15 protein-coding genes and 1 pseudogene are annotated in these 16,586 nt (G+C 63.6%); 9 read left to right on the plus strand and 7 right to left on the minus strand.

Annotated features, from left to right (window positions below; translation table 11 throughout):
* Positions 1-49 precede the first annotated feature (49 nt).
* Positions 50-2,128, minus strand: a complete 2,079-nt coding sequence (locus EKN06_RS12885) for a TonB-dependent receptor (protein ID WP_127613322.1) — start codon at positions 2,126-2,128, stop codon at positions 50-52.
* Between the two features lie 276 nt (positions 2,129-2,404).
* Here EKN06_RS12885 and EKN06_RS12890 point away from each other — a divergent pair, with 276 nt between their 5' ends.
* The 7 genes from EKN06_RS12890 to EKN06_RS12920 all read left to right on the plus strand — a co-directional run bounded on the left by EKN06_RS12890 (position 2,405) and on the right by EKN06_RS12920 (position 9,085).
* Positions 2,405-2,995 (plus strand): NADPH-dependent FMN reductase, encoded by a 591-nt coding sequence (locus EKN06_RS12890; RefSeq protein WP_127613345.1) that lies wholly within the window; start codon positions 2,405-2,407, stop codon positions 2,993-2,995.
* Positions 2,996-3,165: 170 nt separating this feature from the next.
* On the plus strand, positions 3,166-3,948 hold the full coding sequence (gene purC / locus EKN06_RS12895) for a phosphoribosylaminoimidazolesuccinocarboxamide synthase (protein ID WP_127613323.1): 783 nt from the start codon (positions 3,166-3,168) through the stop codon (positions 3,946-3,948).
* A gap of 131 nt (positions 3,949-4,079) precedes the next feature.
* The gene (locus EKN06_RS12900) at positions 4,080-6,893 is read left to right on the plus strand and encodes a M16 family metallopeptidase (RefSeq protein ID WP_240654934.1); all 2,814 of its coding nucleotides are present in this window, start codon (positions 4,080-4,082) and stop codon (positions 6,891-6,893) included.
* Positions 6,894-7,161: 268 nt separating this feature from the next.
* Positions 7,162-7,578, plus strand: a complete 417-nt coding sequence (locus EKN06_RS12905; protein ID WP_127613325.1) for a DUF4168 domain-containing protein — start codon at positions 7,162-7,164, stop codon at positions 7,576-7,578.
* 201 nt (positions 7,579-7,779) lie between these two features.
* Entirely contained in the window at positions 7,780-8,013 is a 234-nt protein-coding gene (gene purS / locus EKN06_RS12910) for a phosphoribosylformylglycinamidine synthase subunit PurS (RefSeq protein WP_127613326.1), read from the plus strand.
* Positions 8,014-8,016: 3 nt separating this feature from the next.
* Positions 8,017-8,694, plus strand: a complete 678-nt coding sequence (gene purQ, locus EKN06_RS12915) for a phosphoribosylformylglycinamidine synthase subunit PurQ (protein ID WP_127613327.1) — start codon at positions 8,017-8,019, stop codon at positions 8,692-8,694.
* Positions 8,695-8,707: 13 nt separating this feature from the next.
* Positions 8,708-9,085, plus strand: coding sequence for a YkvA family protein (locus EKN06_RS12920; RefSeq protein ID WP_127613328.1), 378 nt, complete (start codon positions 8,708-8,710; stop codon positions 9,083-9,085).
* A 24-nt stretch (positions 9,086-9,109) separates the two neighbouring features.
* Here EKN06_RS12920 and EKN06_RS12925 read toward each other — a convergent pair whose 3' ends face one another.
* The gene (locus tag EKN06_RS12925; RefSeq protein ID WP_127613329.1) at positions 9,110-9,814 is read right to left on the minus strand and encodes a VIT1/CCC1 transporter family protein; all 705 of its coding nucleotides are present in this window, start codon (positions 9,812-9,814) and stop codon (positions 9,110-9,112) included.
* 151 nt (positions 9,815-9,965) lie between these two features.
* On the opposite strand from EKN06_RS12925, the gene EKN06_RS15725 reads away from it, so the two are divergent.
* Positions 9,966-10,112, plus strand: a complete 147-nt coding sequence (locus EKN06_RS15725) for a hypothetical protein (RefSeq protein ID WP_205693893.1) — start codon at positions 9,966-9,968, stop codon at positions 10,110-10,112.
* A 59-nt stretch (positions 10,113-10,171) separates the two neighbouring features.
* Positions 10,172-11,275, plus strand: coding sequence for a calcium:cation antiporter (locus EKN06_RS12930; protein WP_127613330.1), 1,104 nt, complete (start codon positions 10,172-10,174; stop codon positions 11,273-11,275).
* 195 nt (positions 11,276-11,470) lie between these two features.
* Here EKN06_RS12930 and EKN06_RS12935 read toward each other — a convergent pair whose 3' ends face one another.
* From EKN06_RS12935 to EKN06_RS12955, 5 genes and pseudogenes are all read right to left on the minus strand, one after another.
* Positions 11,471-13,867, minus strand: a complete 2,397-nt coding sequence (locus EKN06_RS12935; protein ID WP_127613331.1) for a putative bifunctional diguanylate cyclase/phosphodiesterase — start codon at positions 13,865-13,867, stop codon at positions 11,471-11,473.
* 86 nt (positions 13,868-13,953) lie between these two features.
* Positions 13,954-14,814 carry a formyltetrahydrofolate deformylase gene (gene purU / locus EKN06_RS12940; protein WP_127613332.1) on the minus strand — a complete coding sequence of 287 codons (861 nt, stop codon included), beginning with the start codon at positions 14,812-14,814 and terminating at the stop codon, positions 13,954-13,956.
* A 70-nt stretch (positions 14,815-14,884) separates the two neighbouring features.
* Positions 14,885-15,787: an HpcH/HpaI aldolase/citrate lyase family protein gene (locus EKN06_RS12945; protein ID WP_127613333.1), complete on the minus strand. Its 903-nt coding sequence runs from the start codon at positions 15,785-15,787 to the stop codon at positions 14,885-14,887.
* Complete coding sequence (locus tag EKN06_RS12950; protein ID WP_338068106.1) at positions 15,784-16,245, minus strand: MaoC family dehydratase; 462 nt, start codon at positions 16,243-16,245, stop codon at positions 15,784-15,786. Before EKN06_RS12950 ends, EKN06_RS12945 begins: the two co-directional genes overlap by 4 nt.
* Positions 16,246-16,341: 96 nt before the next feature.
* Positions 16,342-16,586 (minus strand): annotated as a pseudogene (locus EKN06_RS12955) (phosphotransferase family protein); the annotation flags it as partial.

A 16,586-nucleotide genomic window follows, 5' to 3' on the forward strand; every position in this document is an offset into this window, starting at 1 on the left:
GCGGCTGGCAATCAGAGTCGACAGGAGGTCAGTTGACGACCGGGAACCTTCAGAACTTCACACGGGCCGAAAAACGCGCATTGATCGGCGCGCCCGGCATGATGTTGTTGTCGTTGTGCGCGGCCGAATAATAGGTTTCGTCCAGCAGGTTCTCGACGTTTACCTGAAATTCGATGCGATCGTTCAGCGTATAGAACAGCGCGGCATCGACGCGAGTGAAGGACGGCAGCTTCACGGCGTTGCCGATCGATGCGTACTGGCTCGACTGATGCACCACGCCCAGCCCAATGCCCAATGCGGGATCGACATCGTAGCGGTTCCACAACGATGCCTGATGACGCGGCAACTGAGCCAGTTCTCGATTATCGAGGCCGCTGATGGTCCCCTTTTGGAAGGCATAGCCGCCGCTGATCTGCCATCCGGGCATGACTTTGCCGACAAGACCCAGTTCCACGCCCTTAGTCCGCGTTTCGCCCACGTTGATCGAATTGGCCGGATTGGCCGGATCGGGCGTGGTCGTGTTGGTGCGATCCAGCCGGAACGCCGCCGCCGTCAGCGCAAGGCCGGGCTGCACTTCCCACTTCACGCCCGCCTCGATGTTTTCGAACCGAGTCGGTTCGAGATTGGCGGTCGATGGGGAAAGCGAAGTGAACTGGTCGCCCGAACGCGGCAGGAAGCTGCGCGAATAGCTGGCGTAAAGCGACATGCCGTCCTGCGGCTTGAATACCAGCCCTGCGCGCGGGCTCCATTTTTCGTCAGTGCGTTCGAATGCAAAGGCGCCGGCAATGTCTTCACCCTCGATCTCGAAGCGGTCGTAACGCACGCCCAGGATCAGGTCGAACATTTCGCCCAGCGCAATCTCGTCCTGCGCATAGGCGCTGACGAAGCGGACCTGGCTTTCGCGATTGGTCGACAAGGTATCGAACGTAACGACGGGGCGAACCGGACTGTCGATGCTGATCGAGCCGAGCGAAGTGCTCGACGTATAGCGCTGGTTCACGGTCTGCTGATCGCCATATTCGACGCCGAGCAGGACCTTGTGCCCCACCGCGCCGGTGGCAAAGTCGGCAATGATATTGGTCTGCGCGATGAAGTTTTCGCGCTGCGTCGGATCGCGATAGCCGCCAAGCGCAACCGTGTTGTCAGGCTGCAGCGACCCGCTTGCATAGACGTTCTGGTAATACTTGTCGTAGTCGCCATAGAGCACGGTCGTCGTCGAACGCAGGCCGGGGGCCAGCTTTCCGTCGATGCGCGCCTTGACGATGTGCGCTTCAAGTTCGGTGCGGTTCACGCCGTCGACACCGAAGAAGAAGTCGCGCAGGCCCGTCGCGGGCGCGCCGTTCTGGCTCGGGATGCCGCGATCGGTGGTGCGATCGTCGTCGACATATTCATAGGACAGCGACGCGCGCCAATCGCCCAGTTCGGCGGCCACATGCGGGTTCACCGCGAAACGCTTGCCGTCATAGAAATCTCGGTGGTTGGCCAGTTCCTCGTAGAACCCGTTGACCCGCACCGCCGCGGTGCCGCTGATCGGCAGGTTCACGTCGGCGCTCGTTTCCCACGCGCCAAAGGTGTTGACGCTGGCCCCGGCCCCGCCGAACGGGCCTTCCGCGCTCGGCGCCTTTTGCACCCGATTGACGATGCCGCCGCCGCCGCCGCGGCCAAAAATCAGCGCATAGGGTCCCTTCAGCACTTCGACCCGTTCGATGTTGTAGAGGTTGCGATAGTACTGAACGTCGTCGCGCACGCCATCGAGGAAAAAATCCGCCGTGGTGTTCTGGCCGCGCAAGGTGATCTGGTCGCGATTACCCTCGCCTTGCCCGATGGTGACGCCGGGTACATAGCGCAGGACGTCTTCCATCGACCGCATCGCCTGATCCGAAATCTGTTCGGCGGTAATGACGTTCACCGTCTGCGGCGTGTCCAGCAATTTAGTGTCGATCTTCGTCGCGGTCACCGAATCGATGGCGAGATAGCCGTCGGTCTCTCCGGTCACGACGATCTCGTTGTACGGCGTCGCATCGACGACCGCATTGGCCAGCGCCGGGGTGGCGAAGCCGATCGCCGCAAGCGCGCTACTGGTGGCCAGACCCGTGGCGATGGCGGCGATTCGGTTGGAAGCAGGCATGGTATTCCCTCAAAAAAGTTCGCTGCCGCGGCGGGCAAGGCAAGTTTCGTCCAAGTCAGGATTGGCTCGCTACTGAGAACCATTATCAGTTGCAACCCATTTGTTGCGAAAGATTCGCACTAGCGATCAGGTGCCGGGCACCGATCGCCCCGTCGTGCGTAATGAAGGTCGTGCGTAATGACGAAAGTTGTCAGCCCGGACCCCAACCGGGCAAAACACCACTCCGATTCTGCCTAATTCGCCATGCCATGCCCGCCCGTTTCGATGGAGATCCCGATGTCCCTGTTCCTGCCCGTCTTCTATGGCTCGTACCGCCGCGACCGGCTGGGCATCCGCCTCGCCGACTATGCCGTGGCGGGCCTGCGCGAACGGGGTTTCGAAAGTGAGCTGATCGATGCCAAGGCCGTCGGGCTCCCGATGCTCGACCGCATGTACAAGGAATATCCCAAGGGCGAGGCGCCCGCGAACATGGAACAGGTGGCCGACATCCTCTGCCGCGCAGACGGGTTCGTTTTCGTCGAAGGCGAATACAACTGGAACATTCAGCCGGGGCTGAAGAACCTGATGGACCATTATCTGGAAGAGTGGTTCTGGCGACCCGCCGCAGTGATGAGCTATTCCGCCGGGCGCATGGCCGGGGTCCGCGCCGCGACTTCGTTGATCCCGACGCTCAGCGAAATGGGCATGATCCCCATCAACGCGACCGTGTCCGTCGCCCAGATCGGCCAGACCCTGACACCGGACGCCCAGCCGCAGGGCAGCGCGGGCGACGCGCTGGCCAAGGGTTTTGCAACGTGCGTCGACACCCTCCAATGGTGGGCGCTGGCAGCACGCGAAGGGCGCGCGGCGCGCAAGACCCCGTTCTGATCCCCTCGCGGCCTGTGCGCACAGGCGCAAACAGCAAGCGCGCATGCTTTGCTTTTCGGACCCGTTCGCTTATATGATCAGCAAGGACGCCCCGGCATCGTCAGGCTGGCCCCACGGGGCGCGGCTGGCACAGTCGGGGCTTGGTTTTTTTGGATAAGAAAGAAACGCCCATGTCGCGTCGCCGCCAGATTTACGAAGGCAAGGCCAAGATCCTTTACGAAGGCCCCGAACCGGGTACCATCATCCAGTATTTCAAGGACGATGCCACCGCCTTCAACGCCCAGAAAAAGGGCACCATCAACGGCAAGGGCGTGATCAACAACCGCATCAGCGAGTTCGTGTTCACGCGGCTGTCGCACATCGGCATCCCGACGCACTTCATCCGTCGCCTCAACATGCGTGAACAGCTGGTGCGTCAGGTGGAAATCATCCCGCTCGAAGTCGTCGTGCGCAACGTCGCTGCCGGATCGCTGTCCAAACGGCTGGGCATCGAAGAAGGCGAACCGCTGCCCCACACGCTGATCGAATATTATTACAAGGATGATGCGCTTGGCGATCCGCTGATCGCAGAAGAGCACATCGCCTGTTTCGGCTGGGCATCGAACGAAGAGATGCAGGACATGTCATCGATGGCGATCCGCATCAACGACTTCATGTGCGGCATGTTCGCCGCGGTCGGCATCCGGCTCGTCGATTTCAAACTCGAATTCGGGCGCATCTGGGACGGCGATTACAGCCGTGTGATCCTCGCCGACGAAATCAGCCCGGACGGCTGCCGCCTGTGGGACATGGTCACCAACGAAAAGCTCGACAAGGATCGCTTCCGCCGCGACCTCGGCGGCGAAGAAGACGCCTATCAGGAAGTCGCCCGCCGCCTTGGCGTGCTGCAGGAAGACGGCCCCAGCGAAGTGGCCGACATCGCGATGCACCGTAAGCTGCGGGGTAAGAAGTAATTCTCAAAGGGTCGAAAACGGGTCTCTTCGCGGCGGTAATTTCCGCTGCGCTGCTGGCATCGTCATGCGCCAGCGTCCCCGCAAAGGTCGCACCTGCCACCACGGCGCCCGCCACCACTTCTCAAGGGTTGGTGGCGGTTCCGGCCCACGCGGTTCCAACGCAATCGGGACTGCTGCCGTTCGAACAGGTTCTGGCGCAAAGCGACGTGGCGCCCGATCCGGCGCTGCGTTTCGGCCGCCTCGACAACGGGCTTGCCTTCGTCATTCGCCGCAACGCCACGCCGCAGGGCACCGCCGAAGTGCGGCTGCGTTACGACGTCGGCTCGCTTGACGAAGCGGGCGACGAACAGGGCTTTGCCCATTTCGTCGAACACATGGCCTTCAACGGGTCGACCAATGTGCCCGAAGGCGAAATGATCGCCCTGCTCGAACGCAAGGGGTTGCAGTTCGGCGCCGACACCAATGCTTCGACCGGGCTTGAGGCGACGACCTACAAGCTCAGCCTGCCGAAGGCCGATGCCGAACTGCTCGACACCGCGCTGATGCTGATGCGCGAAACGGCGAGCGAGCTGACCTTCGCGCGCGCCGCGGTGGAGCGTGAAAAGGGCGTCGTCCTGTCCGAACGGCGCGACAGCTACACCTACAACTATGCTGACATGGTCGATCGTTTCGCCTTCGAATCGCCCGGCTTGCGCGTGGCGGACCGGTTGCCGATCGGCACGGCCGAAACCATTTCCGCCGCCACGGCAAAGGCGCTGCGCGCGTTCTGGACCCGCAGCTATCGCCCCGATCACGCCGTGCTGACCGTGGTCGGCGACTATCAGCCCGAAGAAGTCGAAGCCGCGATCCGCAAGCATTTCGCAAATTGGAAGGCGCAGACGCCGACCGTGCCCGAACGGCAATACGGGACGATCGACCCGGCCCGCAAACCGGCAGTCGACATTCACATCCACCCCGCCCTGCCAGAACGCATCAGCGCCACGCGCGAAGGCGAAGCGCAGCTTGAACCAGACACGATCGCATCGCGTCGGACGCAAGTGCTGCGCTGGCTCGGATATGCCGTCATCAATCGCCGCCTGATGCGGCTTGCAAGGCAGGAAGACCCGCCGTTCAAGTCGGCGGGGATCGGAACGGGCGACCAGTTCCGCGTCGGCCGGATCACCCGGCTGATCGTCGACACACCCGAAGGCGGCTGGAAGCGCGGCATCGACGCCGCCGTCGGCGAATATCGCCGCGCTCTGGCCGGTGGTTTCAGCGAGGCAGAAATCGCCGAACAACTCGGCAAGCTGATCGCGATCTACGAAGATGCCGCGGCGGGAGAGGCGACGCGCACCAACCGCGAAGTGACCGACGACGTACTGAACCTGTTCGACGAAGGCGCCATTCCCGACCTGCCCAGCGCAACGCTGGCGAGCCTGCTGCCATTGCGCGACACGGCGACACCGGCTGCGGTGCTGGCCGCGCTGAACGAAGAAGCCCTGCCGCTCGACAATGCGATGCTGCGCTATTCGGGCCGGGCCGAACCTAAGGGCGGCGCGACGGCCATTCGCGCAGCATGGGATGCCGCGATGAAGGCGCCGCTCGCCGCAATCGCCCCACCCGAAACGGGAGCGTTCGCCTATACCGATTTCGGCAAGCCCGGCACGGTCGCCGCCGACAGGCGCGATCCGGTATTCGGCATTCGCGAAGTGACCTTTGCCAACAACGTCCGGCTCAACATCAAGCAGACCGATCTCGAAACCGACAACGTGCTGGTACGCGTTTCGGTCGACGGCGGACAGTTGCTCGCCACGCGCGAAGATCCGCTGGCAGTCGAACTGGTGCCCAGCATTCCGGCCGGCGGGCTTGGCGAACATAGCGCCGACGACCTCGATTCGATCCTCGCCGGGCGCAACGTCGGCGTCGGGCTCGCCCCGTCTGGCGACGCCTTTGTCAGCACGCGCGGCACGACCCCGCGCGATCTCGAAATGCAGCTCCGCCTCGTCACCGCCTTCCTGACCGATCCGGGCTGGCGACCAGAAGCGGTGTCGGCCTATCGCCGCGGCTTGCCCGATCGTTTTGCCCGCCTCGAAGCGACGTCGGGCGCATCGATCGGCACGCATCAGTTCGAAATCATTTCGGACGAAGACCCGCGCTATACGATGCACCCGCTCGCGGTTTACGAAGACCTCGATTTCGCGACATACCGCCCGCAAGTGCTCGACCGCTTTGCCAAGGGCGCGATCGAGATCGGCATCGTCGGCGACATCGCAGAGGATCAGGCCATCGCGCTGGTCGTCCGCACACTCGGCGCCTTGCCGATGCGTGAACCTGCGTTTCTCGACCGTCCAGCCGCGCGTCAGCGGACCTTTACCGAACGCCGCGGCCCTGTTTTCGTGCGTCATGGCGGCGAGCCGGACCAGGCCATGATCCGCGCCTTTTTCCCCACCACCGATGACAGCGACCCGCTGCTGACCGCCCAGCTCGAGCTGCTGGAAAAGGTGGGACAAGTCGTGCTGAACGACGAATTGCGCGAAAAGCTGGGGCAGGCCTATTCGCCCGATGTCAGCAGCAGCATGAGCCGGACCTACCCCGGATTCGGCTTTTTCACCGTGACGGTAGGGGTTGAATTCGAAAAGCTTTCCGCCTCGCTCGCCGCGATCCATGCGGCAATGGCGGAACTGCGCGACGCGCCGGTTTCCGCCGATCTGCTGACCCGCGCACGCGAACCCTTGCTCGATCAGTACGACAACACCTTGAAACGCAACGCAGGTTGGCTGGGTCTGGTCGACCGCGCGCAAACCCAGGCCGACCGGCTCGAACGGTTCAAGGCTTACCGCTCGCGAACCGAAGCAATTTCGGCTCAGGATCTTCAGGCAGTTGCGCGCAAGTGGCTACCCGATGGTGGCGCGCTGGAGATTATCGCTATTCCCAAGGATGCTGTCTCTCCAGTAATTGGTAAGTAAAGTACCTGGCTATCTCAAAATATATGCAGGTAAGAATATTTCGGCTCTGCTGATATACCATTCTGATCGACGTTGGCACTAACTGTTACTGTGCTGTCTGCGGTGAATTGAGGTATGTTGATAACTTAGTATTTGCGAATATTAAGGAGGGGTTCATCGTCGGAAAACCGTTTGTCCCGCGTATCGCACGGCTCGTGGCGCTTGAGGTTGCGGCATCTGGCCCCTGCGGTGACAAGGCTCGCGGATTTCCACGGGAGACTTTATTACCATGAAGAAATTGCTGACCGCCGCGACCATTGTTGGCGCACTCGTTTCCGCCCCGGCGATGGCCGAAGCGCCGGCCGCCGCGGCCGCTGCCGAAGTCAGCGCCGATGCCGCCACGCCGATCACCGATGCGGAACTCGACATGTTCGCCATCGCCGCGACGAAAGTGAACGACATCGCGCAGGACGCGGCGCTTTCCGCCGAAGCGAAGCAGGCCGCCATGGTGGCCGCCGTGCAGGGCAGCGGTCTCGATCCGGTGAAGTTCAACGACATCGCCACCAAGTCGCAGAGCGACGAAGCCATCAAGGGCCGTGTCGCCGAAGCATTCGCCCGTCGCCCCGCTCCCACCCCGGCCCCCGCAGCAACCGCCGATGCGGAAGTCGAAGCCGAAGCCGCGAACGGGGAACAGGCCGCCGGCTGATCGCCTTTGGCACCTGCCAAAATGCAAAAGGGCTCCGGTCAGCAAGGCCGGGGCCCTTTTTATTGGGCGAAAGGTGCCATTTCCCCCGCCCTTCGCTTGTGCGAAAAGCGCGTTGAGGGCATAGGCGCGCACGAATCCGCATTGCGCGGGCCAATTGCGAAACACGCCCGGCCCGACACACACTTGCGAAAGGCGCTTTCGATGAAGGTCAACGTCCACGTCAGTCTGAAGCCCGGCGTGCTCGATCCTCAGGGCCGCGCGATCCACCACGCGCTCGAAGGGCTTGGCTTTGCTGGCGTGAACGATGTGCGCGCCGGTCGCCTGATCGAGCTCGACGTCGCCGACGACACCAGCGATGCCGCGCTGGACGACATGTGCCGCAAGCTGCTCGCCAACATGGTCATCGAAAACTACCGCATCGAAAAGGTGGGCTGAACCATGGCTTTCACCGCCGGCGTCATCACCTTCCCCGGTTCCAACTGCGACCGCGACATGGCGGTGGCGATAGAGGCGGTTTCGGGCAAACCCGCCGCCCGGATCTGGCACGGCGACGCCGCCCTGCCCGATCGCATCGATTTCATCGCGGTACCGGGCGGGTTCTCCTATGGCGATTACCTGCGTTCGGGCGCGATGGCGGCGAAAAGCCCGATCATGCGCGCCGTTGCCGAAGCGGCGGGCCGCGGAGTACCGGTGCTAGGCGTGTGCAACGGGTTTCAGGTGTTGACCGAAACCGGCCTTTTGCCCGGCGCGCTGATGCGCAACGCGGGCATCCACTTCGTCTGCCGCGAAGTGCCGCTGGTCGTCGGCAACAACCAGTCGCTGTTCACCGCGAAATACGAAGCGGGTCAGGAAATCGTCATCCCCGTCGCCCACCACGACGGCAACTATTATGCCGACGACGCGATGCTGGACAGGCTTGAAGGCGAAGGCCGCGTGGTGTTCCGCTATGTCGAAAACCCCAACGGTTCGGCCCGCGACATCGCAGGCGTACTGAACGATGCGGGCAACGTGCTGGGCATGATGCCGCACCCCGAACGCATGATCGAACCGGCCCACGGCGGCACCGACGGCCGCGCTCTGTTTGAGAGCGTGTTCGAAGGCCTTTCCGTCGCCTGATCCTGCCGCCGGGATGATCGCCCGGCTGAAGTCATGGGCCCGATCGCTGAAACGCGACGTGATCGCGCTGTGGCTCGCCGCCCGCGATCCGCGCGTGCCATGGGTGGCCAAACTGCTCGCCGGTGCGGTCGCCGCCTATGCGCTGTCGCCCATCGACCTGATCCCCGATTTCATTCCCGTGCTGGGCCTGCTGGACGACGTGCTGATCGTGCCTGCGGGCATATGGCTTGCCCTGCGCCTGATTCCCCCGCCCGTCATGGCCGATTTGCGCGAACGGGCAGCGGATACGACCCGGCCCCGGTCGCGCGCAGGGTTGATCGCGGTCGTCGCGATCTGGGTGCTGGCGGCGCTGGGATGCGCAGCCGCGTTCGGGATGAACTTCGGCCTGTAACGAGCGTCCTCGCCGCGCCCGTCACTATCCCACCACTGCGCCAAAGGCCCGGCCCACAACCGCGGTCACGATCATGGCCAGCGCGCCCCAGAAGCTCACGCGAAGGATCGACGGCGCCAAAGGTGCGCCGCCCGCCTTAGCGCCCAGTGCACCCAGAACGGCAAGGCAGACGAGCGAGACCACGGCCACCACGGGGACAAGCATGTGGACCGGCACGAACGGAACGACGAGCAATGGCGCCGCCGCGCCCACGGTAAAGGTCAGGGCGGATGCGATGGCCGCCTGCAGGGGTCTTGCCGTCGTCGCATCCGAAATGCCCAATTCGTCGCGGGCATGGGCGGCAAGCGCGTCGTGCGCCATCATCTGTTCGGCGACCGCGATCGCGGTTTCCCGATTGACGCCCCGGTCTTCATAGACCTTGGCAAGCTCATCCCGTTCGAAATCGGGCTGTTCGGCAAGTTCGCGCCTTTCACGGGCAAGATCGGCCTTTTCAGTGTCGGATTGCGAACTGACGGAAACATATTCACCGGCCGCCATCGACATCGCGCCCGCAAACAACGCTGCCATGCCCGCGATCAGCACGGCGCTGCGGCTGCCATCGGCAGCGGCGACCCCGACGATCAGGCTGGCCGTGGAAACGATGCCGTCGTTCGCGCCCATGACAGCGGCGCGAAGCCAGCCGATCCGCGATGTCGCATGGCTTTCGGTGTGGACGTGAAGTCGGCTCATGGTCAGGCTCCGGCTGTCCTTCGGGATATCGACCCGTTTGGCATGCGATCCGCCTGCACCTTACTATCATGCCGCCATTGTGCCAAATTCCGTGACCGCCAGCGGGTTATGCGATTGTCTCGACTTGGCCCCGACCGGTGGTACAACCGGTGTGGCATATGGGGCGTGGGTACATGGGCGACAGTCGGACAGCGGTGGCGCAACGCAAGGGCTGGCGTTCTTTGCATGGGTCGCGCTTTTCGTCGTGCAGACCCAGCTGGTCCGGGCGGGCAACGGGGCCGCACCGCACGATAACTGAAACGCGGAGCCGCGCATTGCGGTTTGCCCGCCGGCGTCCGACGAGTTAGGTCCGTGGGCATGCGCCCGCTTGCCCTCCTGCCCATCGTCGTGCCGCTGCTCGCGGCGCTCGTCGCCATCCTGTCGATGGCCGAGCTGTCGCCGGTCCTGCTCACCGGGCTGGTGCTGGGCGGCACGGTCATGGCGGCGGTCCACCATGCCGAAGTCATCGCGCACCGGGTCGGCGAGCCGTTCGGCACGCTCATTCTCGCGCTCTCCGTCACGGTGCTCGAAGTGGGGCTGATCGTCACCCTGATGCTCGGATCGGCGGAAGGATCGGCGACGCTGGCGCGCGACACGGTGATCGCGGCGGTGATGATCATCCTCAACCTGCTGCTCGGCGTCTGCCTGCTGATCGGCGGGTTGAAGCATCACGAGCAGGACTTCCAGCAGACCGGCGTCAGCGCCGCGCTGGCGGTGCTGTCGGCGCTGACGGTGCTGAGCCTCGTGCTGCCCAACTACACCGTCACCGAGCCCGGCCCGGTCTATGCCGTACCGCAGCTCATCTTTGTCGCGGTGGTCTCGCTGATCCTCTACGGCACCTTCGTCATGGTGCAGACCGTGCGGCATCGCGACTACTTCCTGCGACCCGAACCCGATGTGGCGGCTGGCGACGAAGCGGGCAAAGGCGCCGTGGCGGACGACGACCATGTTGACGCGCACGTCTCGAACCGCGGCGCGCTCGTTTCCGCGGCCTTGCTGATCGTTAGCCTCGGCGCAGTCGTGCTGCTCGCCAAGGCGCTGTCGAAACCGCTGAACGAGGCAGTGGCCGCCGCCGGAATGCCCAAGGCGCTGGTCGGCGTGGTCATCGCCGCGCTGGTGCTGGCCCCCGAAGGCATCGCCGCCACGCGCGCGGCGCTCGCCAACCGGTTGCAGACCAGCATCAACCTCGCGCTGGGATCGGCGCTCGCCACCATTGGGCTGACCATCCCGGCGGTGGCGGTGGTGTCGATCATGATCGACCTGCCGATCGCGCTCGGCCTCACCGGCAAGGGCACGGTCCTGCTGCTGCTGACGCTGCTGGTCACGACGCAGTCGCTGGCGACGGGGCGGACGACGGTGCTGCAAGGCATGGTCCACCTGGTGATCTTCGGCGTCTACCTGTTCACCACCGTGGTGCCCTAGCGGCGCAGGAAAAACGCTGTCCTACATGGCGGCGCGGCGCCATCCTGCGCGCGGCTGTTTGTCATCGTCAAAAAGCGCTTCTCCCGGCAGGCGTCGCCTGTCACCCCGGGCCAGAACCCCAGCGATCGCGACGGATCGCGAGGGGACGGGAGGGTGACACGATGTCGCCTTTGTCACCCTATGCGTTTACGCCGGTTACGCGAACTTGCGGTCGGCAACCCGGGTCAGCAAGGCCGCCGCTTCCATCGCGGGCATGGGCCGGCCGAACAGGAAGCCCTGGATCTTGGTGCAGCCCAGCTGGCGGATGCGTTCGAGCTCGCGCTCGCTTTCCACGCCTTCTGCAGTGGTCGTCATGCCCAGCGCATCGGCCATGGCGACGACGGCGCGAATGATCGCGAGCGATTCCGGGCTATCCTTCGCCGCGCCCTGCACGAAGCTGCGGTCGATCTTGATCGTGGTGAAACGGTTGTTGCGCAGATAGCCCAACGACGAATAGCCGGTGCCGAAATCGTCGAGCGCGATGCCGCAACCCAGCGACTGGATCTGGCTCAGCGTGTTCTGCGCCGCGCCGCCATCGCGCAGGAAGATCGATTCGGTCACTTCCAGCTCCAGCCGCTCCGCCGAAAGCCCGCTGCTGGCGAGTGCCGACACGACCGTGCTCGCAAAACTGGCGTCGAGCATCTGTTCGGCAGACACGTTGACCGCGATCTTGATGTTGCTGGGCCAGCGCGATGCTTCCTCGCAAGCCCGCCGCAGCGCCCATTCGCCGATCGGCACGATCAGCCGCGTGTCTTCGGCAATAGGGATGAACTTGGCCGGGCTGATCGATCCGAACTCGGCGGAATTCCAGCGCAGCAGAGCCTCGAAGCTCATGATCTGCTCGCTCTCCGCATCAACGACGGGCTGATAGTTCAGCGTCAATTCGTCGCGTTCAAGAGCATGGCGCAGCGCGAATTCCAGCTTGCGGCGTTCCTCGGCATGGGCGTGCATCTGCGGTTCGTAGGCGAAGTGGCTGCCGCCGCCCTCGTCCTTGGACCGATAGAGCGCGAGGTCGGCGTTGCGCATCAGGGTTTCGACCGTGCGCGCATCGCGCGGACCGACGGCGGAACCGACCGATGCTCCGACATAGAGCGTGTGGTGGTCGACGTCGTAGGGTTTCGACAGGACGTCGATGATCGCGTGGGCCATCCGGTCCACGGCATTGCGGTCGTTCACGTCGGCCATGACCACGGCGAATTCGTCCCCGCCCAGTCGTCCGCAAGTGTCATGCTGACCCATCAGAACGCGCAGCCGACGCGAAACCTGCGCCAGCAATTCGTCGCCGATCTGGTGGCCCAGCGTATCGTTGACTGCCTTGAACCGGTCGAGGTCGATCATCAGAAACGCGCAACGGGTGCGCCACTGTTCGGCCCGCTGCAAGGCATTGCCCAGCGCTTCGGTCAACATCATGCGGTTCGGCAAGCCGGTAAGTTGGTCGTACCGGGCGAGCTGCGCGATCTTCTCTGCGCTCTCACGCTGTTCGGTAACGTCCGATCCGACGCCGCGAAAACCTGAAAACAGGCCATGCTCGTCGTGCTTGGGCGTGCCCGAAAGTTCCCACCACCGATTACGTCCGCCGACGCTGACGCGAACCATCAGGTTCGAAAACGATTCGCGGCGCTTCAACCGCTCGGCAAGATCGCGCAACGACGACGGCAACGCACCGGTTTCCCATCCCTCGCCCGCGATCAGGCGCAGCATGGGCTGGCCGTCCGCTTCGTGCGAATGCATCTGCAGCGCATGCGCGAAACGCGGCGAAACACCGCGCACCCTGCGCGAACTGTCGACGCTCCACAGCCAGTCGGCGCTGTTTTCCTCAAACTCGTGCAGCAGCAGCGAGACGGTTTCAGCCTTTTCGGCAAGGCTCGCTTCGGTCAGGCGAAGCCGTAGGTAAAGGCGAGAAAGAGCCAGCGCACCGCCCGCGATCACCGCGCTGAACGCAAGTTGCGCAGCGGCGGCCAGGAAATCGCCATTGATCGCCGGGCCGATCGCACCGCCCACGCCGAACATGCCAATAAAGACCATCGCGGCAGTCGGCACGACCGACAGCGACAGCACGAAGACGCCGACCAACATGACCATGACGGCATATTGCGGCGCGCTGCCGGTGCTGAGCGTGTCGGGAAAGATGATCATCGGCGCGGCCCACAGCGCTCCTGCAAGACCCACCGTCATCAGGTGGCTGCGCAATTCGTCGGCGGAAAGCTGACGCCGTTCCGCGTCGGCGAAGGTGCCTTCGATGCGCATCAGCGCCAGCGCCATCACGACGACAAGAACGAACCAGCCGCCCACGATCATGCCGCCAGCGGCAGTTTTCCAGATCGAAATGGCCGGAAGCGATGCCGCGACGAAAACCGCAAAACGCAGCCATGCCCCACGCGCCAGCGCCCCGTATTGCAAGCCAACCAGACGGCCGGGCTTTTCATCGCCACCGAGCAACTTGCCGAATATGCGAGCCGCTATGCCCGGACGTCCTTCGAGCACGAAGGCATCTCCGAGTTCCTGCGGTGTTGCGGGTGAAGCGCCCTTGCGCGATAGGAGTGAGCCCAACATGGCATCAGGCTAAAGCGAACAGGGTTTATTATCGGTAAACACTGCGCAGTTAGATTAAGCCTCCCGCGAAACCAGCGTCGCCTCGTTCAGGCGTCGAAAACGACTGTGCGATCGCCATTCAGGAACACTCGGTCTTCGAGGTGCGCCTTCACTGCACGGGAAAGCACCCTGCGTTCGACGTCGCGCCCCTTGGCGACGAGCATTTCCGGCGTATCGGAATGTGTCACCGCCTCTACCGCCTGCGCGATGATCGGCCCCTCGTCGAGATCGGCGGTAACGTAATGACTGGTCGCGCCAATCATCTTCACACCCCGTCGATGCGCCTGGTGATATGGTTTGGCCCCCTTGAAGCCGGGCAGAAAGGAATGATGGATATTGATGCACCGGCCCGACAAAAAGCCCGCAAAGTCATCGGACAGGATCTGCATGTAGCGGGCAAGGACAACCAGTTCGGCGCCGGTATCGGTAATGACCTGCTTAACCTCAGCCTCCTGCCGCGCTTTCGTATTGGCGGTTACGGGCAGGTGATGAAAAGGGGCATCACCGATCAACGAAGCTGTCAGCGCTTCCTTCGGATGATTCGAAACGATGGCGGCCACGTCCATCTGCAACTCACCGATGCGGTTGCGGTAAAGCAGGTCGGCGAGGCAATGGTCGAACTTCGATACCATCAGCACTACTTTGCGGCGCTTTTCGGGGTCGCGTAGCTGCCAGCTCATCTCGGCATCCGCAGCGATAGTAGCAAAGCCCGCGCGATATTCGTCCAGCGTGCGGACGCCGGGATCGAATTCCACTCGCATGAAAAATCGCCCGGTGTCGGGGTCGTTGTACTGTTGCGCTTCGGTAATGTTGCCGCCCTTGTCGGCGAGAAAGCCCGCGACCCCGGCGACAAGACCGGCGCGATCCTTGCAGGACAGGCTCAGGACAAAGGTTTTCGGCACGCTCATTCAATATCCCCGACAGCCCGTATAGGCAGTTAGCGCCGGTTAACGTCGCGGCTTGGCGAAGTCCACGCGATTAGCGCCCGGCAAACCTGTCTGCCAGCGCAAGCACCTTTTCAGCCGCCTTGAGATGCGGGATATCGACCATCTTGCCGTCGAGGCCCACCGTGCCGACGCCGGGATTGGCGGCAAATGCATCGCGGATGCGCCGGGCATGGGCGATTTCTTCGGCCGATGGCATGAAGGCGGCGTTGATCGGATCGACTTGCGCCGGATGGATGGCCAACCTGCCCGAAAAGCCTTCGGCCCGAGCAGCTCGCGATCCAGCACGCAGGCCTTCTTCGTCGCGGAAATCGACGTGAAGCGTGTCGTACGCGGGCACGCCCGCCGCATGGGCCGCCAGCAGGCAGAGGGAGCGGGCCAGAAGGAACGTCTGCCCGAACCTGCCGTCGGCATCGCGATTACCCGTCGCGCCAATGGCGGCTGCCAGATCCTCTGCGCCCCATGTCAGCCCGGCAAGCCTAGGCAGGTCCGCATTGGCGAATTCGCCAAGCCGGAAGGGCGCGACCGCTGTTTCTGTGGCGATGGGGATGATGGGGGTCGAGCCCAGCGCAAGCCCGTTGGCAACTTCCATCGCGTCGAGGTAGTGCGACAGCCGGCTCACGCAGGCCGGTCCGTCGATCTTGGGCTGGATGATGCCGTCGGGCGCACCGCGCATGATCGCGGCAAGATCCGCAAGCGTGAGACCAGTGTCGAATGGATTGACCCTGACCCAAAGCTGGACCGGGCGGTCTCCTCTGCCGCGAGAGGCCAGTGCCGTTGCGACGAGATCCCGTGCCGCCGCCTTGTTGTCGGGCGCCACCGAATCTTCAAGATCGAGGATTACTGCGTCCGCGCGGCAGCTTTCGATTTTCGCCAGCTTCTTTTCGCTGTCGCCGGGGATGAACAACAGCGAGCGCATTGGGGCGGCAGCGATCATGCCTGCGGCCTCTTGTGCTGCAATCCGCTGCGCTTGCACGATGCGACGCATTCGCCATGCTGGTTGAAGGCTTTGTGCACGAACGTGACGATGCCCGCGCCTGGTCGGGATTTCGATTCCCGCAGTTCGATAACTTCGGTCGTCACGTTCACGGTATCGCCGATGAACAGCGGGGCCGGAAAGCGCACCTCGTCCCAGCCAAGGTTGGCGATCGCGGTGCCGAGCGTCGTCTCGTTCACACTGATCCCGACCATCAATCCGAGCGTGAAGCACGAATTTACAATCCGCGTCCCGTAATCGGTCCCCTTCATGTACTCCTCGTCAAGGTGCAACTGGGCAGGGTTGTGCGTCATCGTCGAGAACAGGACATTGTCCGTTTCGGTCACCGTGCGCCGGATCGGATGGTCGAACACTTGCCCGACATGCATTTCATCGAACCATTTGCCCGGCATTCCGATTTCTCCCCTGCGCGCAACGTGCAATGCGAATGCAGATGAACGTGATGGGCGCGGCGATCAAGGGCACGCCGTTCGCCAATTCTCAGAGCGCCTCGCTCACCTGCAGCGCTCCATGGCGTCTGCGGCGAGTCTGGCGAGGCGTGGGAAGGCTTGCGCGCGTTCCTGGGCCTGGGTGTTGGCGGCGGTTCCGCGGATGACGCGGCCCTTGATGCCATGGAAGATCGCGGCGAGGCGGAAGAACTGGAACGCGACGTAGAAGTCCCAGCCCGGGATGCTGTCGCGCCCCATCCGCCGGCAGTAGGCGGCGACATATTCGGCCTCGCTCGGGATGTTGAGCGCGG

Origin of the sequence: Croceicoccus ponticola (assembly GCF_004004515.1) — a bacterium.
Classification (GTDB): Bacteria; Pseudomonadota; Alphaproteobacteria; order Sphingomonadales; family Sphingomonadaceae; genus Croceicoccus; species Croceicoccus ponticola.

Bases quoted from the DNA above. Each gene is read 5' to 3' on its own strand.
- EKN06_RS12885 (WP_127613322.1), bottom strand. From the start codon at position 2,128: ATGCCTGCTTCCAACCGAATCGCCGCCATCGCCACGGGTCTGGCCACC.
- EKN06_RS12890 (WP_127613345.1), top strand. From the start codon at position 2,405: ATGTCCCTGTTCCTGCCCGTCTTCTATGGCTCGTACCGCCGCGACCGG.
- purC (WP_127613323.1), top strand. From the start codon at position 3,166: ATGTCGCGTCGCCGCCAGATTTACGAAGGCAAGGCCAAGATCCTTTAC.
- EKN06_RS12905 (WP_127613325.1), top strand. From the start codon at position 7,162: ATGAAGAAATTGCTGACCGCCGCGACCATTGTTGGCGCACTCGTTTCC.
- purS (WP_127613326.1), top strand. From the start codon at position 7,780: ATGAAGGTCAACGTCCACGTCAGTCTGAAGCCCGGCGTGCTCGATCCT.
- purQ (WP_127613327.1), top strand. From the start codon at position 8,017: ATGGCTTTCACCGCCGGCGTCATCACCTTCCCCGGTTCCAACTGCGAC.
- EKN06_RS12920 (WP_127613328.1), top strand. From the start codon at position 8,708: ATGATCGCCCGGCTGAAGTCATGGGCCCGATCGCTGAAACGCGACGTG.
- EKN06_RS12925 (WP_127613329.1), bottom strand. From the start codon at position 9,814: ATGAGCCGACTTCACGTCCACACCGAAAGCCATGCGACATCGCGGATC.
- EKN06_RS12930 (WP_127613330.1), top strand. From the start codon at position 10,172: ATGCGCCCGCTTGCCCTCCTGCCCATCGTCGTGCCGCTGCTCGCGGCG.
- EKN06_RS12935 (WP_127613331.1), bottom strand. From the start codon at position 13,867: ATGTTGGGCTCACTCCTATCGCGCAAGGGCGCTTCACCCGCAACACCG.
- purU (WP_127613332.1), bottom strand. From the start codon at position 14,814: ATGAGCGTGCCGAAAACCTTTGTCCTGAGCCTGTCCTGCAAGGATCGC.
- EKN06_RS12945 (WP_127613333.1), bottom strand. From the start codon at position 15,787: ATGATCGCTGCCGCCCCAATGCGCTCGCTGTTGTTCATCCCCGGCGAC.